General features: G+C 29.4%; 29 protein-coding genes and 2 tRNA genes. 16 read left to right on the forward strand and 15 right to left on the reverse strand.

Features of this window, described 5'->3' with window-relative positions; translation table 11 throughout:
• The first annotated feature begins 1 nt into the window (after position 1).
• From murA to ABXT72_RS00415, 13 genes are all read left to right on the forward strand, one after another.
• The gene (gene murA / locus ABXT72_RS00355; protein ID WP_415278373.1) at positions 2 to 1,255 is read left to right on the forward strand and encodes a UDP-N-acetylglucosamine 1-carboxyvinyltransferase; all 1,254 of its coding nucleotides are present in this window, start codon (positions 2 to 4) and stop codon (positions 1,253 to 1,255) included.
• Positions 1,255 to 1,650 (forward strand): DUF2948 family protein, encoded by a 396-nt coding sequence (locus ABXT72_RS00360; protein ID WP_415278374.1) that lies wholly within the window; start codon positions 1,255 to 1,257, stop codon positions 1,648 to 1,650. The genes murA and ABXT72_RS00360 overlap by 1 nt, the downstream gene beginning before the upstream one ends.
• A complete protein-coding gene (gene hisD / locus ABXT72_RS00365; protein ID WP_415278375.1) occupies positions 1,650 to 2,936 on the forward strand; it encodes a histidinol dehydrogenase in 1,287 nt (428 codons plus the stop codon). The genes ABXT72_RS00360 and hisD overlap by 1 nt, the downstream gene beginning before the upstream one ends.
• Positions 2,937 to 2,938: 2 nt before the next feature.
• Positions 2,939 to 3,154 (forward strand): translation initiation factor IF-1, encoded by a 216-nt coding sequence (gene infA / locus ABXT72_RS00370; protein ID WP_006997427.1) that lies wholly within the window; start codon positions 2,939 to 2,941, stop codon positions 3,152 to 3,154.
• A 5-nt stretch (positions 3,155 to 3,159) separates the two neighbouring features.
• Positions 3,160 to 3,235: transfer RNA gene (locus ABXT72_RS00375), tRNA-Phe, on the forward strand.
• A gap of 215 nt (positions 3,236 to 3,450) precedes the next feature.
• Positions 3,451 to 3,525 (forward strand) — tRNA-His (locus ABXT72_RS00380).
• A 6-nt stretch (positions 3,526 to 3,531) separates the two neighbouring features.
• Entirely contained in the window at positions 3,532 to 4,929 is a 1,398-nt protein-coding gene (hisS, locus tag ABXT72_RS00385) for a histidine--tRNA ligase (RefSeq protein ID WP_415278376.1), read from the forward strand.
• Positions 4,907 to 5,959 (forward strand): ATP phosphoribosyltransferase regulatory subunit, encoded by a 1,053-nt coding sequence (locus ABXT72_RS00390; RefSeq protein ID WP_415278377.1) that lies wholly within the window; start codon positions 4,907 to 4,909, stop codon positions 5,957 to 5,959. The genes hisS and ABXT72_RS00390 overlap by 23 nt, the downstream gene beginning before the upstream one ends.
• The gene (gene hisG / locus ABXT72_RS00395) at positions 5,959 to 6,648 is read left to right on the forward strand and encodes an ATP phosphoribosyltransferase (protein ID WP_415278378.1); all 690 of its coding nucleotides are present in this window, start codon (positions 5,959 to 5,961) and stop codon (positions 6,646 to 6,648) included. Before ABXT72_RS00390 ends, hisG begins: the two co-directional genes overlap by 1 nt.
• 181 nt (positions 6,649 to 6,829) lie before the next feature.
• Positions 6,830 to 7,927: a DNA recombination protein RmuC gene (locus ABXT72_RS00400; protein WP_415278379.1), complete on the forward strand. Its 1,098-nt coding sequence runs from the start codon at positions 6,830 to 6,832 to the stop codon at positions 7,925 to 7,927.
• Positions 7,928 to 7,963: 36 nt separating this feature from the next.
• On the forward strand, positions 7,964 to 8,650 hold the full coding sequence (locus tag ABXT72_RS00405) for a hypothetical protein (RefSeq protein ID WP_415278380.1): 687 nt from the start codon (positions 7,964 to 7,966) through the stop codon (positions 8,648 to 8,650).
• 1 nt (position 8,651) lies between these two features.
• The gene (locus ABXT72_RS00410; RefSeq protein WP_415278381.1) at positions 8,652 to 10,079 is read left to right on the forward strand and encodes an exonuclease domain-containing protein; all 1,428 of its coding nucleotides are present in this window, start codon (positions 8,652 to 8,654) and stop codon (positions 10,077 to 10,079) included.
• 75 nt (positions 10,080 to 10,154) lie between these two features.
• The gene (locus ABXT72_RS00415; RefSeq protein WP_271482804.1) at positions 10,155 to 10,472 is read left to right on the forward strand and encodes a thioredoxin family protein; all 318 of its coding nucleotides are present in this window, start codon (positions 10,155 to 10,157) and stop codon (positions 10,470 to 10,472) included.
• Here the strand turns inward: ABXT72_RS00415 and ABXT72_RS00420 are convergent.
• From ABXT72_RS00420 to ABXT72_RS00485, 14 genes are read right to left on the reverse strand one after another with little or no spacing between them, the layout of a single operon-like run.
• A complete protein-coding gene (locus tag ABXT72_RS00420; RefSeq protein ID WP_415278382.1) occupies positions 10,469 to 11,737 on the reverse strand; it encodes a bifunctional folylpolyglutamate synthase/dihydrofolate synthase in 1,269 nt (422 codons plus the stop codon). The genes ABXT72_RS00415 and ABXT72_RS00420 overlap by 4 nt on opposite strands.
• A complete protein-coding gene (locus ABXT72_RS00425; protein ID WP_415278383.1) occupies positions 11,691 to 12,620 on the reverse strand; it encodes an acetyl-CoA carboxylase carboxyltransferase subunit beta in 930 nt (309 codons plus the stop codon). The genes ABXT72_RS00420 and ABXT72_RS00425 overlap by 47 nt, the downstream gene beginning before the upstream one ends.
• Positions 12,617 to 13,414, reverse strand: a complete 798-nt coding sequence (gene trpA, locus ABXT72_RS00430; RefSeq protein WP_415278384.1) for a tryptophan synthase subunit alpha — start codon at positions 13,412 to 13,414, stop codon at positions 12,617 to 12,619. The genes ABXT72_RS00425 and trpA overlap by 4 nt, the downstream gene beginning before the upstream one ends.
• Before the next feature lies 1 nt (position 13,415).
• Positions 13,416 to 14,648 (reverse strand): tryptophan synthase subunit beta, encoded by a 1,233-nt coding sequence (gene trpB / locus ABXT72_RS00435; RefSeq protein WP_415278385.1) that lies wholly within the window; start codon positions 14,646 to 14,648, stop codon positions 13,416 to 13,418.
• Positions 14,638 to 15,267 (reverse strand): phosphoribosylanthranilate isomerase, encoded by a 630-nt coding sequence (locus tag ABXT72_RS00440; protein WP_415278386.1) that lies wholly within the window; start codon positions 15,265 to 15,267, stop codon positions 14,638 to 14,640. Before ABXT72_RS00440 ends, trpB begins: the two co-directional genes overlap by 11 nt.
• Positions 15,264 to 15,956: an orotidine-5'-phosphate decarboxylase gene (gene pyrF, locus ABXT72_RS00445; RefSeq protein ID WP_415278387.1), complete on the reverse strand. Its 693-nt coding sequence runs from the start codon at positions 15,954 to 15,956 to the stop codon at positions 15,264 to 15,266. The genes ABXT72_RS00440 and pyrF overlap by 4 nt, the downstream gene beginning before the upstream one ends.
• Entirely contained in the window at positions 15,946 to 16,236 is a 291-nt protein-coding gene (locus tag ABXT72_RS00450; protein WP_006997412.1) for an HU family DNA-binding protein, read from the reverse strand. The genes pyrF and ABXT72_RS00450 overlap by 11 nt, the downstream gene beginning before the upstream one ends.
• 3 nt (positions 16,237 to 16,239) lie before the next feature.
• The gene (locus ABXT72_RS00455) at positions 16,240 to 17,970 is read right to left on the reverse strand and encodes a S1 RNA-binding domain-containing protein (RefSeq protein WP_415278388.1); all 1,731 of its coding nucleotides are present in this window, start codon (positions 17,968 to 17,970) and stop codon (positions 16,240 to 16,242) included.
• Positions 17,970 to 18,623 (reverse strand): (d)CMP kinase, encoded by a 654-nt coding sequence (locus ABXT72_RS00460; protein WP_415278389.1) that lies wholly within the window; start codon positions 18,621 to 18,623, stop codon positions 17,970 to 17,972. Before ABXT72_RS00460 ends, ABXT72_RS00455 begins: the two co-directional genes overlap by 1 nt.
• A complete protein-coding gene (gene aroA, locus ABXT72_RS00465) occupies positions 18,620 to 19,948 on the reverse strand; it encodes a 3-phosphoshikimate 1-carboxyvinyltransferase (RefSeq protein ID WP_415278390.1) in 1,329 nt (442 codons plus the stop codon). The genes ABXT72_RS00460 and aroA overlap by 4 nt, the downstream gene beginning before the upstream one ends.
• 3 nt (positions 19,949 to 19,951) lie before the next feature.
• Positions 19,952 to 20,728 (reverse strand): ATP-binding cassette domain-containing protein, encoded by a 777-nt coding sequence (locus ABXT72_RS00470; protein ID WP_415278391.1) that lies wholly within the window; start codon positions 20,726 to 20,728, stop codon positions 19,952 to 19,954.
• Between the two features lies 1 nt (position 20,729).
• On the reverse strand, positions 20,730 to 21,314 hold the full coding sequence (lptC, locus tag ABXT72_RS00475; RefSeq protein ID WP_415278392.1) for an LPS export ABC transporter periplasmic protein LptC: 585 nt from the start codon (positions 21,312 to 21,314) through the stop codon (positions 20,730 to 20,732).
• Positions 21,311 to 22,285, reverse strand: a complete 975-nt coding sequence (locus ABXT72_RS00480; protein ID WP_415278393.1) for a KpsF/GutQ family sugar-phosphate isomerase — start codon at positions 22,283 to 22,285, stop codon at positions 21,311 to 21,313. The genes lptC and ABXT72_RS00480 overlap by 4 nt, the downstream gene beginning before the upstream one ends.
• Positions 22,286 to 22,897, reverse strand: a complete 612-nt coding sequence (locus ABXT72_RS00485) for a ribonuclease D (protein WP_415278394.1) — start codon at positions 22,895 to 22,897, stop codon at positions 22,286 to 22,288.
• A gap of 16 nt (positions 22,898 to 22,913) precedes the next feature.
• Between ABXT72_RS00485 and ABXT72_RS00490 the strand changes: the two genes are divergently transcribed.
• Positions 22,914 to 23,882 carry a complex I NDUFA9 subunit family protein gene (locus ABXT72_RS00490; protein WP_415278395.1) on the forward strand — a complete coding sequence of 323 codons (969 nt, stop codon included), beginning with the start codon at positions 22,914 to 22,916 and terminating at the stop codon, positions 23,880 to 23,882.
• 171 nt (positions 23,883 to 24,053) lie between these two features.
• Here the strand turns inward: ABXT72_RS00490 and ABXT72_RS00495 are convergent, their stop codons facing one another.
• Positions 24,054 to 24,554: a GcrA family cell cycle regulator gene (locus tag ABXT72_RS00495; protein WP_415278396.1), complete on the reverse strand. Its 501-nt coding sequence runs from the start codon at positions 24,552 to 24,554 to the stop codon at positions 24,054 to 24,056.
• 122 nt (positions 24,555 to 24,676) lie between these two features.
• Here ABXT72_RS00495 and ABXT72_RS00500 point away from each other — a divergent pair, with 122 nt between their 5' ends.
• Both ABXT72_RS00500 and ABXT72_RS00505 read left to right on the forward strand, forming a co-directional pair.
• Entirely contained in the window at positions 24,677 to 25,489 is an 813-nt protein-coding gene (locus ABXT72_RS00500) for an ABC transporter permease (RefSeq protein ID WP_415278397.1), read from the forward strand.
• Between the two features lie 3 nt (positions 25,490 to 25,492).
• A complete protein-coding gene (locus ABXT72_RS00505; RefSeq protein ID WP_415278398.1) occupies positions 25,493 to 26,659 on the forward strand; it encodes an aspartate aminotransferase family protein in 1,167 nt (388 codons plus the stop codon).

Raw genomic sequence — 26,659 nt, forward strand, 5'->3', positions numbered from 1 at the left:
CATGAAAAAATTGGAAGTCTTTGGAGCGGCAAAGCTCAAGGGACACATTAGAATTTCAGGATCTAAGAATGCATCTCTTCCTATTCTAGCTGCAACATTACTATCAAATAAAAAGATATCTTTAGCAAACCTTCCAAGAGTAAAAGATATAGAAACAATGATACTTTTATTAAAGTCATTAGGTTCAGTTATTGATGATAATAAAAAAGAATTAATTATCAAACATACTAGGCAAACAAAAACTTTTGCAGCTTATAGTTTGGTTAAAACTATGAGGGCAGGAATATTAGTTTTAGGACCATTGCTTGCTAAATTTGGTAAAGCAAAAGTTTCATTACCTGGCGGTTGTGCGATAGGAACAAGACCTGTCGATATTCATTTGCAAGCTCTATCAAAACTTGGAGTTAAATATAAAATTATTCAGGGATATGTTCACGCTAATGCACCCAAAGGATTAATAGGAGCGAATATAAAATTTCCTAAAGTTTCAGTTGGTGCTACAGAAAATTTAATTATAGCCTCATGTTTAGCTAAAGGAAAAACAACCTTATCAAATTGTGCCATTGAACCCGAAATTAAAGATCTAGTTAATTTTTTAATTAATATGGGCTGCAATATTAAGTGGACTGCAAAGAGAACAGTTAGGATTGAAGGAGTGAATAACCTTAAAGAATTAAATTATTCAGTAATGCCAGATAGAATAGAGGCTGGAACTTATTTAATAGCTGCAGCATTAACAGAAGGAAATTTGAAGATTACTGGAATTGATCCTAAGATAATAAGTACAGAAATTAATATCTTAAAAAAAGTAGGATCAAAAATTATTTTAAGAAAAAATGAAATACTTATTCAGGGAAGTAAAAAGATTAAAAGCATAAATATTAAAACATCTCCTTATCCAGGGTTTCCAACAGATTTACAGGCACAAATGATGGTATTATTGTGTAAGGCTAATAAAAAATCTCATATTAAAGAAGAAATATTTGAAAATAGATTCATGCACGTTGCGGAGTTAAATAGAATGGGAGCTAAGATTTCTATTAGTGGAAATAAAGCAACCATAGAAGGAAATATCAAATTTGAAGCAGCAGAATTAATGGCCACAGATTTAAGAGCTTCTGTATCTTTAATTCTTGCAGCACTTGCAGCTAAAGGAAAATCAGTAATTAATAGGATATATCACCTTGATAGAGGTTATGAGGATATAGAGAAGAAATTAAAAAAAGTAGGGGCTAAAATTAAGAGAATTAACTAATGGATAAAAAATATTTATCAAAAATTATAGCTACAGACAATGAGGGATTGCAAGTAATCTCAGCATGTTGCTCTGGAGCTGAAGTTAAGGTTAATGATATTAAATATCTTCAGTCAAACAAAGTTTTTTTATTATCATTAAATAGATCTAAAGTAGAAACGGATGAGAAAGATAAAAAAGTTACTAGCATTTGCAAATTCGAATTTGTGGATAGAGTTAAATCTAAAAATATTAAACAAAATGATCCTGAGGAAAAATTAGATTTAATTGGGATGGATTATTTAAAGAATAATGACAATTATGAGATAAACTTAATGTTTACAAACAACGCATACATTACATTATCAACAGAAATAATTGAAGTAACCTTAGATGACCAAAACAAAGCTGATTAATGATTAAGATATTAGATAGTAAAAAAAAAAACTTTGACAAAACTTTAGATGCATTACTGTCTAAACGAAAAAATAAAGTCCAACTTAATTCAGTTTCGGTTATTAAAATTACTAAAGATGTTAAGAAAAATGGAGATAAAGCCATCTTAAAGTATGAAAAGAGATTTAATAAAAATAGTGTTATTGCACCAAGTATAAAACAAATAAATAAAACTATTCAGTCTTTAGATCTAAAGGTTAAAAAAGCAATCGATCTTGCTTATGATAGAATTTATAAATTCCACTTGTTACAAAAATTCAAAAATATTTCTTATACGGATACACTAAAAAATAAATTAGAGTATAAATACGTGCCTATTGAATCGGTTGCAATTTATGTGCCTGGCTCAACAGCCTCATACCCTTCTAGTGTTTTAATGAATGCAATACCTGCAATTGTTGCTGGAGTGAAAAGACTAGTTATGGTTAATCCAGGTCAGAAAGGTAAACAAAATCCTGCCGTATTATATGCTGCAAAAAAATGTAAAATTAAAGAAATTTATTCAATTGGAGGACCATCTGCTATAGCAGCTGTAGCGTATGGTACTAAGAAAATTAAAAAAGTTGATAAAATTGTTGGCCCCGGAAATTCTTACGTAGCTGCAGCAAAAAAAGAAGTTTTTGGAGATGTTGGAATTGAAGGAATGATAGCAGGCCCTTCTGAAGTAACAATTGTTTGTGATAAATTTTCAAACCCTGAATGGATAGCAAGTGATCTAATAGGTCAAGCAGAACACGATAATCTTGCTCAATGTATTTTAATTTCAAAGGACAAATCAATTATTAAAAAAGTTAATGACGAAATTATTAATCAATTAAAAGAAATACCTAGAGCTGCAATTGCAAAAAATAGTTTATTTAATAATGGAATTTTAATTCATATGCAGTCTGATCAAAAAATTATTAATACAATAAATAAAATTGCTCCTGAGCACTTAGAGCTTAATATCAAGAATTATAAAAAAGTAGTGGGTAAAATTAAAAATGCAGGATCTATCTGTTTAGGAAAATATGCTGTAATGGCAATGACAGATTATAATGTTGGCCCTAATCACGTATTACCAACTAATTCTTCTGCAAGATATTCAAGTGGAGTTAGTGTTAATGAATTTTATAAAAGAATTTCATATATAAACCTATCAAAAAAAGGGATTGAAACCCTTGGTCCATCAGTTATAACACTTGCAAACTACGAGGGTTTAGCGGGACACGCTAAGTCGGTAGAAAAAAGAATTAGGAGAAAATAAATTTGTCAAAACAAGAAATGCTGTCGTTCTCAGGAATTGTTGAGGATTTATTACCGAATGCAATGTTCAGAGTTAAATTAGAAAACGGCCACATTGTTACAGCTCATGCTGCAGGCAAATTACGTAAGAACAGAATTCGAGTACTTCAAGGTGATAAGGTTCAAGTCGAAATGACACCTTACGATTTGACCAAAGGTCGTATCACTTTTAGAGGTTAATATGGGGCCCTGTAGCTCAGTTGGTAGAGCATCGGATTGAAAATCCGTGTGTCACTGGTTCGAGTCCAGTTGGGGCCACCACCACCTCTCTTAAAAATTTAAAAATAAGGTCAACGTCTTTTTATATTTATGTATTGAAAATTATTCTTAATTGTCTAAAAGACTGCTCATGATTATAAATATTACATATAGAGAGACTTCAAGAAGTACTCATAGACTTTGTTTCCATAGCCTTTAGGCTATTTATTTATAATATAATTTTAAATCCACACAAAAATAATATAAAAACAAGGAATGCCTGCGTAGTATAACGGTTAGTACGATAGTTTGTGGAACTATAGGATTTGGTTCGATTCCAAGCGCGGGTACCAAAAAAAATGAATAAAGAAAATAAACTAATTCCTGGATTACCCTCAGGATTTGAAGACCGATGGGGCAAGAAATTAATTCTCAAGAAAAAGTTAATTAGTATTATTGAAACTAATTTTATAAAATTTGGTTTTGCTGCTCTTGAAACTCCTTCATTTGAAATTTCAGAAAATATTGGATCATTTCTTGCAGATGATGATAGTAATTCTATGTCTGACGTATTCTCATTTAAAGATGGTGAAAAAAATATTACTCTTAGATATGATTTATCAAGTCCGTTAGCTAGGTTTGTTGCTCAAAACAATCAAGAATTACCTTTACCTTATAAAAGATATCAAATGGGCGATGTCTGGAGAAATGAAAAAGCGGGTAATGCTCGTTATAGAAGCTTTTTGCAATGTGACGCTGATATAGTTGGTAACGTTAATCCTGCTCAAGCAAATGCTGAACTTTGTAATTTAATTGCAAGTACTCTTCTTGCCTGTGGTTTAAAAAAAGATCAGTTCGTTGTTAACATTAGTAATAGAAAAATTGTTCAAGGTTTAATTGAAGACCTTAAAATATCTGAAGACAAAAAGATAAAAGTTATGAGGGCAATAGATAAACTTGATAAGCCTGGCTTTGGTTTAAGAGGAGTTGAAGATTTATTAAAAAAAGAAAGAGTAGATGTAAGTGGAGCTATTACAAAGGGTGCTGACTTAACTGATGATCAAGCTTCACAAATAATCAACTTCTTAAAAGTAAAAGATTTAAAAGAATTAAAAGAAAATTTAAAAAACCCTTTATCTCAAGAAGGAATTAAAGAATTAGAAGACTTGTTGGAAATAGCAAGTTATGGAGATTATTTAGATCAAATAAAGACAAACTTTACAATTGTTAGAGGGCTTGCTTATTATGACGGATTTTGTGTTGAAACAAATTTAAATTTTAAGACAACAAACAATAAAGGTAAAGAAGTCGATATAGGAAGTATTTGTTCAGGTGGACAATATAATAAATTAATTTCAAGATTTAAGGGAGTTGATATCCCTGGAACTGGAATGAGTATAGGTGTTGACCGATTATTATTTGCAATGATGCAACTTGATCAAATTGAAGTTGATGAGAAAAAACCAGCTATTATTTGTGTAATGGACGAAAAGTATTTAAAAAATTATTATGAGATTTTAAAAGTTTTAAGAGACAATAATATTAACTCTGAAATATTTTTAGACAGTAAGAAAAATCTAGGCAAACAGTTAATGTACGCGAATAAAAAACAATGCCCAGTAGCTGTTATTTGTGGTGAAAATGAATTCAAAGATAATACGATTACTTTAAAAAACCTTTTAGGGGTTAAAGGTGAAAACAATCAAATAACGTTCCCAAAAGAAAATTTAATTGATGAAATCAAAAAATTTATCTGAAAAAATCCTTAGATCAGTTAAATCTAAAGGATTTAAATATATTGATTTACCTTCAGTAATTGAAGCTAATCATATCGTTCAACGATCTGGAGAGAATTTTAGAAAGTTTATTTTTTCATTCACTGATCAAAATGGTAGCGAGCTTTGTCTAAGACCTGATCTAACTATTGGATCTTGCTTGAGATATTTAGAAAATAATCTTAAAGGAAAAGAGAAAATATTTTATAGTGGTCAGGCTTATAGAAAATCAAATAATAAAAAAGATTCTATTATTAGAGACCAAGTTGGCTTTGAGATCATTGGCTCTAAAGATGAAAAAAAAGATGATAAGGAAATTATTAATACAGCCTTAAAATCTCTGTCTAATTTACAATATTCATCAGGAACTTTAAAAATTGGTAACGTTGAGATTTTCAATTTATTAATTTCAAAACTAGATATCCCAAAAAGATGGAAATTAAGACTTTCAAGACATTTTTGGAGAGAGGAATACTTCAATGACTTATTAAAAAGGTTGGAGACAAACTCTGATGTAGACCCAACAATTGTTGAAGTTGATAAAAAGAGATATCAAAAAATGTTAAAAGATAATCAGCAAACAGTAGTTGCGGGTAGATCAATTGAAGAAATCTTGAAGAGATTTGATAATAAGATTAAAGATCCAAGAAGAGCCAGTAGAGGTAAAAATGTTTCAAAAATTATTAAAGAGTTTTTAAAAATTAATTGCCCAATAGGACAAGCTGCTGAAAAACTTAATATTTTTTTTAAAAAAAATAAAATTAACTTAGTTGTGGATCAAAAATATTTCCCAACCTCATTAAACAAAATTCAAAAATTAAATGTAGAGTTCTCGGCGTCTTTTGGGCGTCAATTAGAATATTATACAGGCATGGTGTTTAAAATTGATATTAAATCTAAATCAAAAAATATTAATGTCATCAACGGTGGACGATACGACAAACTAATTTCAGACCTTGGATCTAAAAAACAAGTTCCAGCAGTAGGAGCTGCTTTAAATTTAAATTACTAATGACAAAAAATATTATTAATATCGGAATTCCAAGTAAAGGCAGATTAAGAGCCGATATCTTAAAAATATTTAAAAAGAATAAATTAAATTTAGTCTCAGAAAGAGGTGAGAGAGATTTATTAGGATCTATTAAAAACTTAAAGAATGTTAAAGTATTATATCTTCATGCAAGGGAGATAGTTGAAAGACTTGGAGATGGCTCTTTAGATCTTGGCTTTTCTGGATATGATTTATTAAAAGAGAGTGAAATTAATATTCAAAAGAAGATAAGTGTTGTTAAGAATTATGGCTTTGGCAAAGCAACATTGGTTGTTGCTATCCCAGACCCTTGGATTGATGTTCAAACAGTTGCTGATTTAGAAGAAATTGCTTTTGAATTTAAAGATAAAAAGAAAAAAAGATTAAGAGTAGCAACAAAATATCCCAATTTAACAAGAGAGTTTTTATTTTCAAAAGGAGTTACGCAATTTAAATTAGTTAGTAGTTTAGGTGCAACTGAAGCTTACCCTTTTACTGGTTCATCTGAAATTATAACTGACATTACTTCATCTGGTGAAACTCTAAGAGCAAATAATCTTCGAATTCTCAAAGATGGTGAAATTTTAAAGTCAGAAGCTTGTATGATGGCTTCAAAATCTTCTTTAAAAAGTAGTCTGGTTAAAAAATTAGTTAAGCTACTTTCTAAGTAAAGTATCTTTTACGTAAATTAAAATAATCCTAATAATATCAAGGTTTCTAAGTACTGCATAAGCTGTAACTATAGCTCCAATAATAAGTAGTATTTTTAGTATTAAGATTAATTCCATAGAGACAGTTTTAAATAATTACATATATAAATCAAATTTTTACTATAAAATATCTCCTAGAATCATGGACATAATTTTATTAACAGTATTAGTCTTATTACTAGGAGTTGCTTTAGCAATTCTTTATCTAAACTTAAAATCTAAGCCAAAAGATGAGAGTAAAAATAAAGAAGCTGAAGAGATGGCTAATTTAAAGACAGAAATTACTTCATTAAAAGATACTTTAAATACTACTATTAATACTTCACTCGGCTCAATGTCGACGTCATTTAACAACCTATCAACCGGGGTGACTAAAGATATGACAGAGGCCTTAACAAAAGTTGATGAAAAAGTTGGTAACTTCAATAACCAAGTAGAATTACTAAATAAAAGCCAAGAAGGTATAACAAAAATTTTGGCTGGAGTTAAAAAATATGGAACTCTTGCAGAGTTTTCATTAGATGCACTGATTAAAGACTTATTACCTGCTTCTCAATTCATGACTAACGTTAAGATGAAAGAGGACACAAGTGAAAATGTGGAATTTGCAATTAAGCTTCAAGGTGATGTCTTAGTACCAGTAGACTCGCATTTTCCAGTAGAAAAATTTAAAGCAATTACCGATGGTTATGACGCGGATGATAAAAAGGCTGTTGCAGATGCAAGAGCAAAATTAGCTACTGCATTTAAAGCTAAAGCTAAAAGTGTTAATGAAAAATATATTGTTCCACCAAAAACTACAGATTTTGCAATAGTTTATGCACCAACTGAAAGCTTGTATAAAGAATTAACTGAATACCAAGATCCAACTACTAAAGAATTGTTAACTCAAGAATTAATGAAAAAACATAAAATTGTAATTTGTGGTCCTAATACTCTTTCAGCTTATTTACAATCTTTGCACATGGGCTTTCAATCATTAAAAGTTCAAAAGGGTGCAACAGAGATCTATGATCATTTAAAAATAATTAGTTCAAGATTTGGAAAACACTTTGATAATATTGTTTCTCTTAGAAAAAAATTAGAAGAAGCAATGATTGTTGTTGATAAGTTTGGAACAGATGCAAGATCGATCAGCAGAAGCCTAGAAAACATTAAAGATCCTGAACAAGTTGATAAAGCTGTTCAAACAGAAAACGTAGAAAAATTTGTTGACCATTCAAAACAAGCAAATAATTAATTTCTTTTTTTGTTAAATAACGTTTATAAAAACCATATGCAGTGGAATAATAAATTTACTTATCCAAAATCCATGAGATCAATAGTGAGTGGCTCAAGAATGTATGCTGTAAATCAACAAAAACTTCCATCAGTAACATCCATATTACAAGCAACACAAAGTGAAGAAAAAAAAGCATCTCTTGCAAATTGGAAAGCAAGAGTGGGAGCTGCCGAAGCAAATCGAATTAAAAATGACGCTTCAAGTAGAGGCACATCAATGCATTCTCATTTAGAAAAATATCTATTAGGTCAATTAAATCTAGAATTATTAGAAGAAGAAAATAAATCTAAAAAAATGGCAGATGAAATTATTGAACAAGGTATTAAAAACAAATTGTCAGAGATTTGGGGAACAGAAGCCACATTGTACTATCCAGGGAAATATGCTGGAACGTGTGATGCTTGTGGAGTGTATGAGGGACAAGAAACTATCATTGATTTTAAACAGTCCAACAAACCGAAAAAAGAAGAGTGGATTGAGGACTATTATCTTCAATTAGGGGCTTATTCATTAGCTCATAACGTTGTTTATAACTCAAATATTACCCAAGGAATTGTCCTGTTATGTACGGTTGATAATTTATTTCAAGATTTTAGAATTCAAGGTGTTAAACTAGAAGAATTTCAAAATAAGTTTTTAGAAAAAGTAGAACAATACTATCAACAAAGGAATACCAATTAATATGAATTTAGCAATATGGGACATTGAATCTAGTAGCGCCAATACTTCATGGGGAAGCATTATTGAAGTAGGAGGTATTTTAGTTGATCCAAATTTTAAAGAATTAGATCGTTTTAATTTTAGATGTAGATTGCCAGAAGGAGAAGTTCCTCAAGCAATGGCTTTAATAGTTAACAAAACTAGTGTTGATTTATTAACTAAAGGAAATTTAAGTCACTACCAAATGTTATCTCAATTAGAAGCAACATTTAAAAAATGGAGCCCAGCAATGTTCATGGGTTGGTCAAATATTGGTTTTGATGACGAGATGATAAGAAACGAATTCTTTAGAGGAATTAGATATCCATATATTACAAATGCAACTCCTAATAAAAGACATGATGGTTTAAACATTGCAAGAGGCGCTCATGCAGTCGATGAAAGTGTTGTAAAAACAGAAATAAATGCAAAAGGTAATGCAGTCATGAAACTAGAATCGTTAGCTAGAATGAATGGATTTGAATCTAGTGGAGCTCACTCAGCTTTATTTGATGCAGAGTTAACAGTTAAGGTTTTAGGTTTAATTAAAAAGAATCAACCTCAAACTTGGGATACATTTTTAAGAACAGCAAACAAGAGTGATACTGAGACAATATTTAAAACAGAGAAAATGTTTACTTTAGCTGAATATCATTTTGGTAAAAATTATAGATTTGTAGTTGCACCACTTCACCCAAAACATTGTATTCACCCAATCTACCAGTGGGGCCAAGCTTTTGATCTTAAAATTGATCCGATCCCATTATTTGATATGTCAATTTCTGAACTTAAAAGTGCTATTAAAAAATTAAAGTTTTTAAGAACTATACGATCAAACAAAGCTCCTATAATTTTAGATGCAAGTTATGGACTACAAGTTGAACCATATAGCAAACTTGATCCTGATTTAATTAAAGAGCGTGCAAAATTAGTAAATAGTAATGAGAAATTTTCTCAAAATGTTTTAACGGCATTGCGAGAAACTGCTGAAGAAAAAGCTCAATTTGATTCACAAGTTGATTTATTAGCAGAGGAGACAATTTATAAAAAATTTACCCCTCAAAAAGATACAGCTTTATTTCCAAAATGGCATGCAGCTTCTTGGAAAGATAAATTAATATTATTAGATAAATTTGAAGATGAGAGAATGGTAAGCTTTGGAAAAAAGATAATATATCAAGAATCACCAGATACACTGCCTGCTGATATGTTTAAGACTATTAAACGTGGAATAGCTGAAAGAATATTAAGCGATGAGAAGGAAAAATGGTGGACATGCAAAGAATTTTATTTTGAGTGTGATAATTTAAGAGACAGATATACCAACGAAAAAGATGAGAAAAAGCTCAAGTTTTTAGACGAAATTAATGAGTTTGTTGAAGGTATTCAGAAAAAATACGAGCAGGCATAATTGACCTTTGTTAATTAACTAAAAAAATCCCTTTTTACATATTGAATAAATAGAATAAAAATTTATATAAGAAGCATGCTTATAGATTTTAAAGACGAAGAATTTGAAACAAAAATTAAGAATGAAGATATCTCTGTAGTTCAATTTTCTGCAGAATGGTGTGCTCCATGTAAGAGTCTTAAACCCATCATGGATAAGTTTTCAGATAGCTACAAAGATAAAGCTAGCTTTTATTATGCTGACATTGAAAACGGTGGAATTAATACTGGTTCAGCCGCTGGTGTAAGAGGTGTACCAACTGTTATTGTTTACAAAAAAGGTGTTGAAGTAGACAGAAAAGTTGGTGGAGTTGCCGAGAGCCAAATGAAAGAATTTCTAGATAAGAATATCTAGTTTAAGTTTAAAACTTCTCCCGCAAGATACAAAGACCCTGTAATTAAAATAATATCATTTTCTTGAAGATCAATTGAATTAATTGCTTGTTCAACAGAATTTTTGTAATTAATATTTTCGAAATTTTTAATTTTCTTCTTAAGTTCATTCCCCTTAATAGCATTAGGTTGATTGGGAATATCAATTGTTGTTAATGATTTAATATTTTTAAAGTAACTCATATATTCATTGTGGTCTTTATTAGCCATCATTCCTAAAATAACATGTTTGTTACAATTTAAACTTTGAAGATATTCATTTAATACCTTTGCCCCAAGTGGGTTATGAGACCCATCTATAAATAATAAATTATTGCTAGTTAAATCTTTTAATTTTCCAGATTTTAACTCTTGAAGCCGTGCGATACTTTCTATTTTAGTGATACCACTCTTAATATGTTCGTCAGTTATTTTATAATCTATTAATTGTCTAGCGGTTGCAATTGCAGTAGAGACATTTTCCAATTGAAATTCTCCTGGTAGATTAGGTTTTGGAAGTTTAAGAGCACCAAATTCATCTTCAAAATAAAAAAAATTATTTTCTTTTAATGTAAAATTATAATTTTTATTAAAGATTATTTTTTTAGAAGAATTATCTTTAATTGTATCTTCAATACTTTTACTAATTTCATTTGAGCTTTGTTTTGCAACAATGATTTTAGAGTTTAATAAAGTGGATGTTTTCTCAAATATTATTTTGTCAACTGTTTGCTCTTCTTTTGGAAGCCAATCTAAGTGATCAAGACCAATAGCCGTTACAATGCTAGCTAAGTTTTTCTTTAAAATATTGGTAGCATCAAATCTATGAAATAGACCTGACTCAATTAAGTTAATGTTTCCAGGGTATTTCTTTGCATAATGAAGGTAAGCAACAGTTAAAATTTCAAAGAAAGTAATTTGTGTTTGATTATTAGCCTCTTCTATTTCAGAAAAAAGATTGGCCAATTCATCATCTGTTAATGGTTTGTTGTTAAAGACAAATCTTTCGTTAATTTTTTGAATGTGAGGGCTAGTATAAATATTACATTTATAATTTGCTTCTTTTAAAATTGCATAAAGTGCTTGGATTGTTGAAAACTTTCCATTTGTCCCAACAATTGAAATACAATTAATTTTGTCTTGAGGATTACCTAATTTCTCTAAAAGATTTCTAGTTCGATCTAGGCTTAGATCAATCTCTTTAGGATGCAGCTTTTGTAAGCGTTCTACTATCTTCTGAAGTTTCATTTTCTGATGAATTTATAGCAGAATTTTTCTTTAACAATATTGATAATAATGATCCAATTTTTTCTCTTAGATCTTTTCTCTCGACAATCATATCGATAAATCCTGATTTCTGAACGTACTCACTTCTTTGAAAGCCTTCTGGTAACTCTTCTCTTACAGTTCCTTGAATTACTCTAGCTCCTGCAAAAGCTATAAGAGCTCCCGGTTCTGCTAAGTGTAGATCACCCAACATTGCATATGAAGCTGTAATACCACCTGCTGTAGGATCAGTTAACACAACAATGTAGGGTAAATTATTTTTCTTTAGTTCGTTAATTGCCAGTGTCGTTCTTGTCATTTGGCTTAATGATATAAGACTTTCCATCATCCTCATTCCACCACCAGAAGTAAACACTACAAAAGGTTGTTCATTTTCTATTGCATGTTGAATTCCGTATAAAAAAGCTTCACCTTCTGCAGCACCAATTGAGCCACCTACAAAATCAAAATCAGATGCAATAGCTGTAATTTTTAAATTTAGAATATTGGTATTAACAACCATCATTCCACAATCCATACCAGTTTTTTTTCTAGCAGCTTTTAATCTATCTTTATAAGGTTTTGCATCATTCCAATTTAAAGGATCATCTTGAGGAATGGGTGTTTTTAAAACTTCATAATTGTTTTTGCCAAATATAATATCAAATCTTTGACGTGGGCTTATTCTGTGGTGTTTGTTACAAGATGGGCAAACCCATAAGTTTTCTTCTAAATCTTTTTTTAAGATAGGCCCTTTACAACATGAGGTCCAATCACTATTAGCTATTTCAGTTTTAGTTGCACGTTCTTTAATGATAGTTTTTATCTTCTCACCAAATCTTAAAGTTTTTTTAATCCAATTCATGCTATTTTTTTTCTTAACTTTAACACAATATTAGTTACATTTGTGACAGGATTTTGGCGTTTTTTAATAGAATTTGATATTTCTTTACACAAAGCACTACCAACCACCAATCCATCAGCCTTTCTTAAAGATGCTATAGTTTTTTCAGTGATCCCAAAGCCTATTACAATATTCTTATTCTTGTTAAGGCTTTTAATCTTATTGTAACGCTCTAATATTTTTTTAGGTGAAACCTTTAGCTTGCCGCCAGTCGTTGAGAGCATACTGATATAATAAACCATATCATGAGAGTCTTTTATAATTTTTTTCATTCTACTTGGAGAGGTAGTGGGAGATACTAATTGAATAAAACTAATACCTTTTTTCTTACATTTTTTTGCAAATTCTTTATTTTCTGGATAAGGAAGATCAACAACAATTAAACCATCTACTCCTACTTTTTTACAAATATTTATAAAGTTATTATCTCCATATTGATAAATCATATTATAATAACCCATCAATATTACGGGCTTTGATTGTTTTGATTTTTTAAAATCTTTAACTATTGAAAAAACATCTTTAATTTTAATACCATTTTTTAAAGCTCTATAAGCACTTGATTGAATCTGGCCACCATCTGCAATTGGAGTATTATGAGGAAATCCTATTTCACAAATATCAGCATATTTTGCAATTGATTTTAATATTTCAAGAGATTTTTTTTTACTATTATCACCAGCTACTGTGTAAGTTAGTAATGCAGGTCTTTTTTCAGTTTTTACTTTTTTAAATGCTAAATTAATTAATGACATCTTAGTTAATTTTTCCCAATCTTTCTTTTAAAATATCACGATCTTTTTTAGCATCACCACACGAGTTTACTATAATGATAGTATCTTTATTTAATTTTGGTGCAATTTTTATAGCTTCTGCAAAAGCATGACTTGGTTCAAGACTTGGGTTTATTTTTTCAAGTTTTGTAACTAGTTTGTAAGCATTTAAAGCATCCTCATCAGTTGCGGACGTATATCTTGCTCTCTTAACATCTTTTAAGAAACAGTGAATAGGTGATACTCCAGGATAATCTAATCCAGCAGAAATAGAAGCGGTATCATTAATTTGTCCTTCACTATTTTGACAAACATAGGCTGCAGCTCCGTGCAATATTCCAAGTTTAGCACCATTAGTTAGAGGTGCCGCATGTAGTTTTGAATTTTTTGGTCCACCAGCTTCAACACCGATTAATTCAATTTGTTTTTTATCATAATCAATAAACTCACTCCAAAAACCATAAGCTGAACTTCCACCACCCACACAATTAATAAGTTTAATTTTTTTAGGTATCTTTTTAAACTCAAACTGTATTTGAATTTTTAACTCTCTTGAAATTTGAGCTGTACTCCAGCCACAAATTTTAACAAATATGTTAGGACCAACTGTTGATCCAACACACATATGGGTGTTATCACAATTTGAAACCCAGTAACGCATGCACTCACTAACAGCATCTACTAATGTTTGGCTCCCTGAATAAACAGGCACAACTTCTGCACCATTCTTTTTCATCGCGTCTACATTAGGCTTTTGTCTTTTTATATCTTTTGCACCCATGAATATTTTACATTTAAGGCCAAACTTTTTAGCAGCCATACTCAGCATCTTCCCAGCGTAGCCTGCGCCTGTATCACCAACGACATATTTTTTGCCTGCCTTTTGAGCAATAAGGCAATGAACTGTTGCATTGTAGATTTTATGAGCTCCTCCGTTCGCCTCTGACACCATTTTGGCATATATTTGGGCTCCACCTAGTTGATCTGATAGGTTTTGAAGTTTAATAAATGAAGTAGGAGAGCCTATATAGTTTTTAAAATAATAGTTTCTTTTTTTAAGGAATTTCTTATCATATCTAAGCTTTTCAAAAAGTTCAGTTAAGTCCTCAATAGGCTTTTTTAAAGTTTCAGGTATAAAATTACCACCAAACTTACTGCCCCAAAATCCACTTTTATTGTGTTGATCAATTAAAGGAATTTTTTTTTTAAGCTTCATTGTTAATTAGTTTAATTCTTTTTAAAAAAATATTAATTTTTGAAATATCTTTTAATCCAGATGTTTCTAGACCTCCAGAAATATCTATAATGTCTGCTATTTCTTTGTAATTTTCAAGGCTATCTTCAATTTGAATATTCCCAGCTAGCATTAATTCTTTATTAATTTTAATATTCTTAATTAATTGATGATCAAAGGACATACTTTTTTCATAACCTTTACTATCAAATAGCACTATGTCTGCAAGTTCATTATATTCCAAATATTTAACTGTATCGTTTTGATTCTTTACAGTTATCGCAACAATAATCTTTTTATTATATTTTTCCTTGATTGATTTAACTTCAGCAGGTGTGCAATCATAAAGTTGATAATAGTCGAATGGTAAATTTTTTATTTTTTCTAAAATATTTTGAGTGGGCTTAACTAATACAGCAACATATTCTGATTTCTTTTTATCAACCTTTAATAGCTCTTTAAGCTTATCATGTTCAACAAATCTTTTTGATTTAGGCCAATTACAAATAAACCCTATCATCTTAGGTGGAGTAGGATGGGAAGTTAAAAATTCTAAAGTTTTAGAGTCAGAAATCCCACAAATCTTGCAGGGTTGGATCATTGATTTAAATGATTAATTAATCTTTTAATATTATTTTTGATATTACCCTTTACTAATGATCTACCCATTACAATACCAGAAACTTTATTTTTAAAAGCATCATTGGGAGTCATTACTCTAGACTGATCATTCGCATCATCTCCAGGTAATCTTATTCCTGGTGTAATAATAAATAAGTTTTTATATTTTTTCCTAACTATTTTTGCCTCTTGTGCAGAGCAAACAATTCCAGCCGCACCTGATTTTTTTATAAGACCAGCTTGTTTTAATACTAATTGCTCTACTGTTCTGGTATGACCAATTTCTTTTAGTGATTTGTTGTTAAGGCTTGTTAAGATTGTAACTCCTAATACTTTTAAGTTTTTGTTAATTATTTTAGCTTTGTTTGTAATAGCCTTAAGCATTTCAAGACCACCATTTGCATGAACTGTAATATATCTGCACTTTTTTAAATCTTTTAAACTATCCATTGCTGATAAAGCAGTTTGTGGAATGTCATTTATTTTTAAATCTAAGAAATAATCTTTTTTAAAATTTTGAAGAAAGGTTCTCCCATTTTTTGAATAAAAAAACTGTAAGCCAAATTTTGGAATTATTTGAAGTTTATTAGTTTTTGTATGGTTAATTATTTTTTTTATTTCTTTTAAGCTTGATGTATCACAAGCAATAAAAATTTTTTTATTCGTCATTGTTTAATTTTTTAAACATTTCCTTAGACATTTTAAAGTGAATTGTTTTTTTTTCAGGTGTATTTACTTTCTCTCCAGTTTTGGGATTTCTTGATATTCTTGCTTTTTGAATATTGGTTGAAAACATTCCAAAACCTCTTAATTCAACACGATCTCCACGTTTAAGAGCCTGCTTTATTTCAGTAAGAATAATATCAGTAAACTTTTCTAGGTCTTTTTTTAAAAAATTTGGATAGTTATTAGCGAGTTGTTTTAGAAGCTTTGATTTTACAATAGCCAATTTTTATTCGTCTTTTTTTTTCTTTTTCTCTAAATCATCAGATAATGATGAGAAAGGTAAGTTTTTACCACTTGCTTCAGAACCATAAGTATCTAATGCAACTTTACGCTCAATTTCTTCTAAAAGCTTAATACTTAATGTTGCTTTTCTCTTATCTAAATCTAACTCTTGAATAGCACAGTCAATTCTTTCTCCACCAGTAAATCTAGCAGGTCTTGCATCAGCAGCATTAATAGCTATTGCAGATTTTTTAATAATGAAATCCATTTCACAACCTTCTGGTCTTACAACAAGGCCTTTGTTGTCTGTTGAGATAATTTTAACTGTAATAGTTTGTTTAATTTTTTTATCATTAAACCAGTCAAAAGGGTCTGGTTGAGTTTGACGTAAGCCAACTCTAACTTTTTGTTCTGCAGCTTTTACTTCTAAAACTTTAACTTTTAATTTATCGCCAATTTTATATTTAGCCAATTCTTCTTCACCATTATTTAGGTAAGTTAAATCATTACAATGCAAGAAAGCATCGATATCTAAACCATCAACTTTTAAGAAAATAGAATATTCATTTTTACTTGCAACTTCTCCATCAACTTCAGATCCAATTGGGTAAGTTTTTTCAAACGTTTCAAAAGGGTTATCAGTTGTTAAACGGTGAGATATTGCTACTCTTCTTTTTTCTTTATCAATTTCAGTGATTACACAATTAATTTCGTCACCAATTTTAAACATTTTTTTTGCAGAAACATTTTTTTTAGTCCAACTTAATTCACTTGAGTGCAATAAAGTTGATAATCCTTTTTCAAGCTCACAAAAAGCTCCAAAGTCCATAAGCTTAACTACTTTTACTTTGTAAATTTTATTTAGTTCATAATTTGAAATATTTTCAAAAGGGTCTGGTGTAAGTTGTTTTACTGAACAACCAACTTGAAGCTTTTCAAGATCAACACTAATTACTTTAAGATCATGCTTCTCACCGATTGTAAAAACTTCATCAGGGTGATTAACTCTTGAATAAGAAATTTCTTGCAAGTGAACCAAAACATCAATCTCACCGTTAACACTAAAGAAACAACCAAATGAACTGTAGCCTTTTACTTCAGCATCTTTAATTAAATCTCCAACTTTGAATTTTTCAACAATTTTAATCTTATCTTCTTTTTTAAATGAAGAAATTATTTCTCTTCTAGAAACACATGCGTTTCCTCTGACTTTGTCTAATTTTATTAGTGCAAATTTTTGAGGCTCATTCATTAAATGACTGATGTCTTTTAATGGTTTGTCTGAAATTTGAGATCCAGGTAAAAACATTAAAGAACCAGTATCGATGTGTTCAACTATACATCCACCTTTGACACGTCCAGTAATTTTACCCATGATAGGTTCATTTTTTTCATAAGCTTCAACAAGCTTATCCCAACCTTGAATTTTTTGAGCTTTTGAAGCTGATACTAATACTTCACCTTTTTTATCTTCTAATCTTTCCAGAAGAACAGAAATTTTTTCACCTATTTTTGCTTTATCAAGCATACCCATACTTTTTAGTTCATTGATATCCAAGATAGGCTCTGATTTTAAACCTGGTACTTCAAGAAATACAAAGTTATCAGTAACTTTATTTACTACACCAGTAATGATTTTTCCTTCTTCAAGATTTGCTGTTTTAGTAAATTGTGAATTTAGTAGTTGTTCGAACTCTTTAGAGGCTGGGTTTGAAAGGTCTTTATAAATTTCCATTAAGCTTTTAGTTTCCTATCTATAATTTGTTTAATTTTTAAAAAGCATGATCTTTTAGTTAAATTTGTAGTATTAATCAAGATCGAATCTCGAGTTCTCATAAGAGGTGAAACTTTTCTGTTATAGTCACTTTTGTCACGGTTTTTGATACTTTTTAGGACTTCATTAAATGATATTTTCTTATTTAGTCCTTTTAACTCTTTATATCTCCTTAAAGCTCTAGTCTTAGTATTTGCCGTTATAAAAAATTTAAAATCAGCATCGGGAATTATCTTATAAGTTATGTCTCTTCCATCTAAACAAGATCCATTATACTTTTTGAGAGGGTGATAAGCACTTTTAATTTGGAATGCATGAACAAGTTTTCTTATTTTTTTATCTTTTGATATAATTGATGCCATTGTTCCAACTTCATCTGATAATAATTTTTTATTTTGTAAATCTTTCATAGTTAATTTGAGCATCTTTTTTTTTATCAAACCATGACTATATTTATTTGGTTGAGCAAGTTTAATATTTGCAATTAATCTATAAATTTTTCCTGTATCCAAATAAAATAAGTTAAAATGTTTAGAAATTAATTTTGCTTGAGTGCCAGCACCAGCAGCAGCAGGCGAGTCTATCGCAATTTTTATTTTTTTTTTTAATTTCATATTGGTGAATGATTTATATCTTTAACTATTTTCAAAAAAGATGGAAAGGAAGTATTTATAGAATCTTTATCATAAATTTTCCATTTTCCCCCAAGGGTTAAGGCAGCAATTGTACTCATCATAAAAACTCTATGATCCTTTAGATAGTTTTTAATAGTTATTGGTTTTTTTATTTCCAAATTAGGTTGCCCATAAATCTTAATAGAATCTTCTGTTAAATCTGTTTTTATGCCCATCATATTTAAAATTTTAGAACCCCAAATTAACCTTGGACTTTCTTTTTGGTTTAGTTCTGAAAGATCTTTAAAATAAGAAACACCCTTTGCTTTTGCTGCAATTAAAAAAATAACTAAAAATTCATCTATGGCACTACTATTTAACTCTGCCGGACAATTAATGGCTTTAAGTTTTTTTGAACTTTTTACTAAAATATCAGAGATTTTTTCTCCTCTATATTTTTTTTGGTTTTTAATTGTTATTTGGGCTCCCATTTTTTTTAAGATTGTAATAACTCCTACTCTAGATGGATTGATATTTACATTCTTTATTAAAAGTTTTGAATCATTAGCAAGTGTTGTTAGTACCATAAAAAAAGCACTTGAACTTATGTCTCCTGGAATTTGATAATTAAAAGCATTAATTTTTTTTGGTTTTTTAATATCTATGAAATCAAATTTTTTAGTATTTCTTACTTTGATTGGAATCTTTAAATATTTAAAAAGTAACTCTGAATGGTTTCTAGATTTTTTTGCTTTAATGGAAGTTGTTCCTGATGCATTTAGTGCTGCAAGCATTATGCTACTTTTGCATTGAGCTGAGCCCTTGTTCTCCAAATACTCAATACCCTCTGCTGATTGTGTACCAAGAATTGTTAAAGGTAGTTTATTTTTTATTTTATAAGAAAATTTAACCCCAAATTTCTCTAAAGGTATGGTTACTCTTGAAAAGTCTCTTTTAGATAAACTTTTATCTCCAATTATCTTTATTTTTTTAGGAGATTTAATTAAAAGGCCTAGAATTAATCTACCAAGTGTTCCAGAGTTTTTAGCATCTATTGTTAAGTTTTTTTTATATTTAAAGCCATTAATTCCATTACCGACTATTTCACAGTAATTTTTTTTTATCCTCACTTTTATGCCAAGTTTTTTGATGCTATCAATTGCAGCCAACACATCTTCTGACATTAAAAGGTTGTAACCTTTAGATTTTCCAATTGCTTGAGATGCTAAAAGAACCCATCTTATGCTTAAACTCTTGTCCCCAGCAACTTGTATCTGTTTATTAAATTTTTTTATCTTATTTTTAATTATGAGTGTTTTCGGCATACTTTAATTAAACTTAAAAGAGTCACCAAAATAGGCATTTTTAGCTTCAGTATTATTAATTAATTCATTAGGAGATCCTTGCGCTATAATTTTACAGTTAGATAAAATCACTGCAACGTCTACACAAGAAAGTAGATCACGCGCTTGGTGATCACAAATACAAATAGTTATATTATTTTCTGTTTGCAAATTAACAATAATTTCTTGTAGCATTTTAATAGTCAGAACATCTAGCGCCGCAAAACACTCATCAAGTAAAAGTACTTTTGGGTCGCTTAATAAAGCCAGAGCAATTACTAGTTTCTTTTTCTGCCCACCGGATAGAAATTTTGCTTTTATATCTCTGATAGCGTCTAATTCAAATTTAGCTATAAGCTGACCAATTTTATGGTAAATTAAATTTTTATCCTCAATTACAATTTCTGCTATTGCTTTTAAATTTTCTAATAAAGTAAGATCACTAAAATAACCTCCATATTGAGGAACATACCCAATTTTAAATTTTGTTGTTCTCAAGTATATTGGGTAATCAATAACATCTATCCCTTCAAACTTTATTTTGCCGTGGTCAGGCTTAATTAGACCTGTGATTAAATTAAAAATCGTTGATTTTCCAACTCCATTAGGTCCCAACATTCCTAAAATTTGTCCATGATTAATCTTAAAGCTTACATTGTCTAAAATTTTTCTCTTGCCAAATGATAATGATATATTTTCTATAGTTATCAAGGGCTGAGGGTTTTTAAAAGATTTAATTCTAAATTTTTTAATTACACCCATATTATTTAGTTCCTTCAATTAAAACTTTTTCTTTAGCATCATTCATAAAAATTTTAGTATCTTTAGTGGTAAGATTCATTTCAAGTTTATCAGCAAATAAATTTGTTTTCTCCCCAGTATAAATAACGTTTGTAGTAAAAATTCCAAGGTTAGTTAAAAAAGAAAGATCTAAGTATTCCCCAGTTATTTTATGTCCTGGGTAAATAACTATTACATTTTCAGAAAAAATAGTATCATAATTTTTTAAATTATATTTCCCAAAATTAGAAGTAATTTTGACCGCATCTTTATCTTTTATAAAAATAAAAGCCACAACTTCTCTTAAAAACATCACATCAGAATTTTCAATTTTAATTTCAGCTTGTTTTGCAGTGATTTGATATTTATTGCCTTTAGCGTCAGTAGAAACATAATTAATATCATCAATATAAGTTGATGTGCTATTTTGATTTTCATCAATTTTTTCTATAATTGGAGTTTTCTTTACATCTTTAAAACTCTTATTGAAGTATTTTAAATAAAACCATAATGAAATGATGGCAATAACAAGAACCATTATAACTTGTAGGCCTGTCTTTTTGTTCATTTAATGAATGTTTGACCGAAGTATGTTGTGAATATGTAAAATTCCAACAGTTTTTTTTTGTTCTTATTTTTGTGAACACATAGAGAGGTGATTTTCTTTGCATTCATTATAGATAAAGCTTTTTCAGCAAGAGTGTCCTGATTGATGCTGATAGGATTTTTAGTCATAACCTTTTTGACAGATAGATCTTGGAGATTATTGCTCATTTCATTAAATCTTCTAATTTGGCCATCTGTAATTATTCCCGTGGTGATTTTCTTATTGTTTTGAACAATTAAAGTACCAAGTTTTTTGTTTGAAATAATTTGTAAAGCTTTTTTCATATTTAAGTTTTCATTTACGAATGGAATTTTATTTCCTATGATCATTAACTCTTCAACAGTTCTAAGTTGTGCACCAAGATTTCCAGAAGGATGAAATTTTTTAAAATCTTTTTTATTAATATTTTTTTTATTCAATACAGCAACTGCTAACGCATCACCTATACTCAATTGATTAATCGTACTTGAAGTTGGAACAATACCTAGACCAGCCTCAGTTACCTCTGGTATAAGGAGTTTGATATCAGAAGCTTTATATAATATCGAATTTTTTTTAGACATTATTCCTATTAGTGTAATTTTATTTCGATTTGCATATTTTATAATATTTTTTAGTTCTTCCGTAGAACCGGAATAACTTATTAAAATTAAAATATCTTTTTTTGAAATGCTGCCAAGATCACCATGAGAACAGTCGTTTGCAGATAGTGAAAATGAAGGTGTTCCAACAGAAGAAAGTGTTGCTGAAATTTTTGCTGCTATTAATCCACTTTTACCAACTCCACATAATATCACTTTAGATTGACAGTTTGCTAATGATTCTACTGCTTCATTAAAGGAATTATTAATTGAATTCTTTAATTTTTGTAGAGCTTTGATTTCAAGATCAATTACACTTTTTGCAATTTTTTTATAATTTTCTTTGTTCATCTAATGAGACCATATATCGTCTTTAAATAAAGCCAGATCAAGATCAACTCTAGTTTTTAGAAATGTTAAACATCTTTTATATAAATCAATTCTTTTTTCTCTTACAAGAATTTTATTTAATTCTTCGTGAATTTTATGTAAATAAATAACATCATTGGCACAATATTTTAATTGTGCTGGAGATAGCTCTCCTCCAAAATCTGAACTTTGAAATTGTTTGCTTACATCGACGTTCATAAATTCTTTAATTAACGTTTTTAGGGAGTGACTATCTGAATAGGATCTAGCTAATTTTGAAGCAATTTTTGTATCAAGAATATTATTAGTCTCTGTCTTAAGGTAATGCTTTATGTGAGCCATGTCCGCCCTACCATAATGAAATATTTTGGTGATTGATTTGTCAGTAAGAACTTTATTTAAGTTCGGAGCATCATATTTTTCCCTATCAAGCTGGACAATATGAGCATCAGATTTACCAGTCGATATTTGAATAAGACATAAAGGATCACGCTTAACATTGAGACCCATAAACTCTCCATCAACTGCTATAATATTGCCTAAATCTAAATCTTCTGGTAGATCACTCTTGTGAAGTTTAATATCAATATTCATTTTTAATTATATATATATGAAAGCAAAAAATTGTCTAATTTTTGGCGGTAGTGGTCAAATAGGTCGTCATTTAATAAGAAAGCTTACTAAAAATAATTATAAAGTAACTGTGGTTACTAGAAACCTTCATCAAAAAGGATATGCAATAAAGACCCAAGCTAATGCAGGCTACATAGATATTGTTGAAGCTAATATCTTTGACGAAAAAAAAATTAGAAAGCTTTTCTCTCAAACTGATATTTGTATTAATTTAATTGGTATTTTGTATGAAAGTGGCAAGGGTAATACTTTCAAAAATATTCACTCTATTTTTCCGTCTATTTTAGCTAAATTATGTAAAGAATATAAAGTTCAGCAATTTATTCATTTGTCAGCATTGGGGATAAATAATGCAATAGATTCAGAGTATGCAAAAAGTAAATTAGATGGTGAACTTAGTATTCAAAAAAATTTTCCTTTAGCAACAATATTAAGGCCTTCTGTAGTTTATTCAGTTGATGATAATTTTACTACGTCTTTTATGACTTTACTAAGTAGGCTTCCGTTTTTTCCACTTTATTATAATGGATCGACTAAATTTGCTCCAATACATTGTTCAGATTTAACAGATACTATTTATCATGTTATTTCTAAAAATATTTACTCTAAAATTGTAGAGTGTGTTGGACCTGACATCTTATCTTTAAAGGAAATTTTAAAAAAATTATTACATTTAATAGGTAAAAAAAGATTATTAGTTCCATTACCTCTTTTTGCAGCAACTATGTCTGCTAAAATATTTCAATTGTTTCCAAAGCCACTTCTAACAATGGATCAGCTTACACTTTTAAAATATGACAATGTTCCTTCGGGTAAATATCAAACTAATGCTGATATTGGAGTTCCAAGTATGAGAGTATTTGATAGTGAAGTGGAAAAATATAGCTATATGTGGAGAGAAGGTGGACAATTTTCTACAAAAAAATATAACCCTACTAATTCTTAATAGAATTTCTTATACTAAAATTGTATAATTATTTATGATAATTAATATCATTTATTTTTTAATATTTTCAATTTTCTCTTTCCTAATTTATCTAATCATAAAATCTCTAATCAGAGGGTTTAATGGAAAGAATAAGAAATAAAAAATAAGATTAACTAAATTTAAAAATTATTAAGCAGTGTTAATTTTCTTGTCATTATACTGAGGTGTCTCTTCATCTTTGTCAGTTGTAGGCTCTTCTTTTCTTCCTTTTGGCTGATAGGCGTATAATAAATGAAGTTTGCAATATGAAAAATCTTTTAGAGACGATCGTCCACAAAAATAAAATGATTGTTCTTCAGGATGTCCTACAGGCCATTTACAAGAGCTCTCATCTAGTTCCTCTAATTTCTTAGGATTTTCTGGTTCAAAATCTTTTTCAATAATTAAGGATTGAAACTTACTTTTTCTGCCTCTTCTTTGTTTGGAAGAATTTTCCTCCGAACTATTATCAAAGTTTTGACTTGAAGATGCATTTCTAGTTTTAATTTTTGATGATAAATTTAATCTGTGAGCTTTGCCAATTACTGCATTTCTACTAATACCACCAATTATTTCAGCGATTTGGCTTGCAGTGCTTCCTTTACCCCAAAGTTCTTTTAACTTTTCTACTTTTTCTTCGTTCCAGCTCATAATCTATATTTAGTATGCTAATTAATTTTATAACTATATACAGATCACACAAGATTAAAAAAAAGACAATGGATTTTTCTATTTTATACACATCTTTTTTTAAAATTTATATATGATTACTTATGGTTGAATTGAATAAAAAATATCATATTGGAGTTAAAAAGTTTGGCTTTGTAAATTGGATTGGCTTTAAAAGTCTATGGCTTAAAGAGTGCAATAGGTTCATGGTAGTTTGGCAACAAACATTGCTATCTCCACTTGTATCAAGTTTATTATTTTTATCAGTTTTATCCCTAGCTTTGGGCAGTAATAGAGGGGATGTACTTGGTTATTCTTTTATAAGTTTTTTAGCACCGGGACTAGTTGCAATGAGTATTTTGGGCCAATCATTCAGTCATTCAGTTTCTTCACTAATGATTGGAAAAATTCAAGGGAATATTGTTGATATGCTTTATGCACCATTATCAGCACTTGAAGTTTCAATGGCAATAATACTAGCAGCCTTAACAAGAAGTTTTTTAATAGCTACAATTTCAATAGGTGTTTTTTCTCTAATAGTTGAAATACCAATATATAATATTTTATATATTTTTGTCTTTGGTTTTTTAGGAGCATTTATTTTGGGAAGCTTAGGTTTTATTACTGGTCTTTGGGCTGAAAAGTTTGATCATACGGCAACAGTCACTAATTTTGTTATTACACCCCTAAGTTTTTTATCTGGAGTATTTTATTCAATAGATAAACTTCCACAATTTTTTCAAACGATAAGTCATATTAATCCATTTTTTTATATGATTGATGGTTTTAGATATGGCTTTTTAGGTAAGTCAGATGGTTCAATAAATATAGGATTGATATATTTATCAATACTAAGTGTTTTAATTTGGTATGTTGCTTTTCTTCTTTACAAAAAAGGTTATAAAATTAAATCTTAGTTAATGAGCGCTTTAGCAAAAAATTATAATAGAAGACCAATTTCCTTTAAATATGGAAAGGGAAGTTTTTTATATTCTACTAATGGAAAAAAATATTTAGACTTTGTTCAGGGAATAGCAGTTAATTCCTTGGGGCATGCAAACCCATATTTAATAAAAGCAGTTAATAAACAATCAAAAAAACTTTGGCACGTTTCTAATGCTTTTATCATTCCGGAGGGAGAAAAATTAGCTAAAAGATTAGCCAAAAAAACTTTTGCAGATTTTATTATTTTTCAAAATAGTGGAGCAGAAGCTACAGAAGCTGCAATTAAAGTTGCCAGAAGATATTTTTATTCGATAGGACAACCTTCAAAGAATAGAATTCTTTGTGTTAAAAATTCATTTCATGGAAGAACGTTAGCTACAATTTATGCTAGCGGATCTAAGAAGATGACGGAAGGTTTTGGACCAAAAGTGGATGGGTTTGATCATTTTGAATTTGGAAACCATAAGGATTTTAAGAAAAAAATAACAAAAAGAACAGCTGCAATTATGGTTGAAACCGTGATGGGAGAAGGGGGAATTAAAACTATTCCCAATTGGTGTTTAAAAGAATTAAGAAAAATTTGTGATAAGAAAAAAATTTTATTGATTTTAGATGAGGTGCAGTGTGGAATTGGCAGAAGTGGAAATTTTTTTGCATTCGAACATTCAAAGATTAAGCCTGATATTGTACCAATAGCAAAAGGTATTGGAGGTGGGTTTCCATTGGGTGCGGTCTTAATGAATAAAAAAGTAGCATCAGGAATGACAGCTGGAACTCATGGGTCAACATTTGGTGGTAACCCACTGGCTATGTCTGTTGGAAATGCTGTTTTAGATCAAATATTAAAAAAAGGGTTTCTTTCAAATGTTAAAAAATTATCAAAATACTTTCATTCAGAATTAAATAAATTGAGAAAAGATTTTCCTAAAGTAATTAAAGAAGTAAGAGGTGTTGGTTTACTAATAGGACTACAACTTCATAATGATCAAACAAAATTTATACAGAAACTAATGAATAATAAATTATTAACGATTAGAGCAGCTGAGAATGTTGTTAGAATATTACCTCCTCTAAATGTCAAAAAAGAAGAAATAAATATAGCAATAAACACCATTAAAAAAGTATGCTCTACTTATAAATAA

It is taken from the genome of Candidatus Pelagibacter sp. Uisw_094, from assembly GCF_047729535.1.
Taxonomy (GTDB): Bacteria; Pseudomonadota; Alphaproteobacteria; order Pelagibacterales; family Pelagibacteraceae; genus Pelagibacter.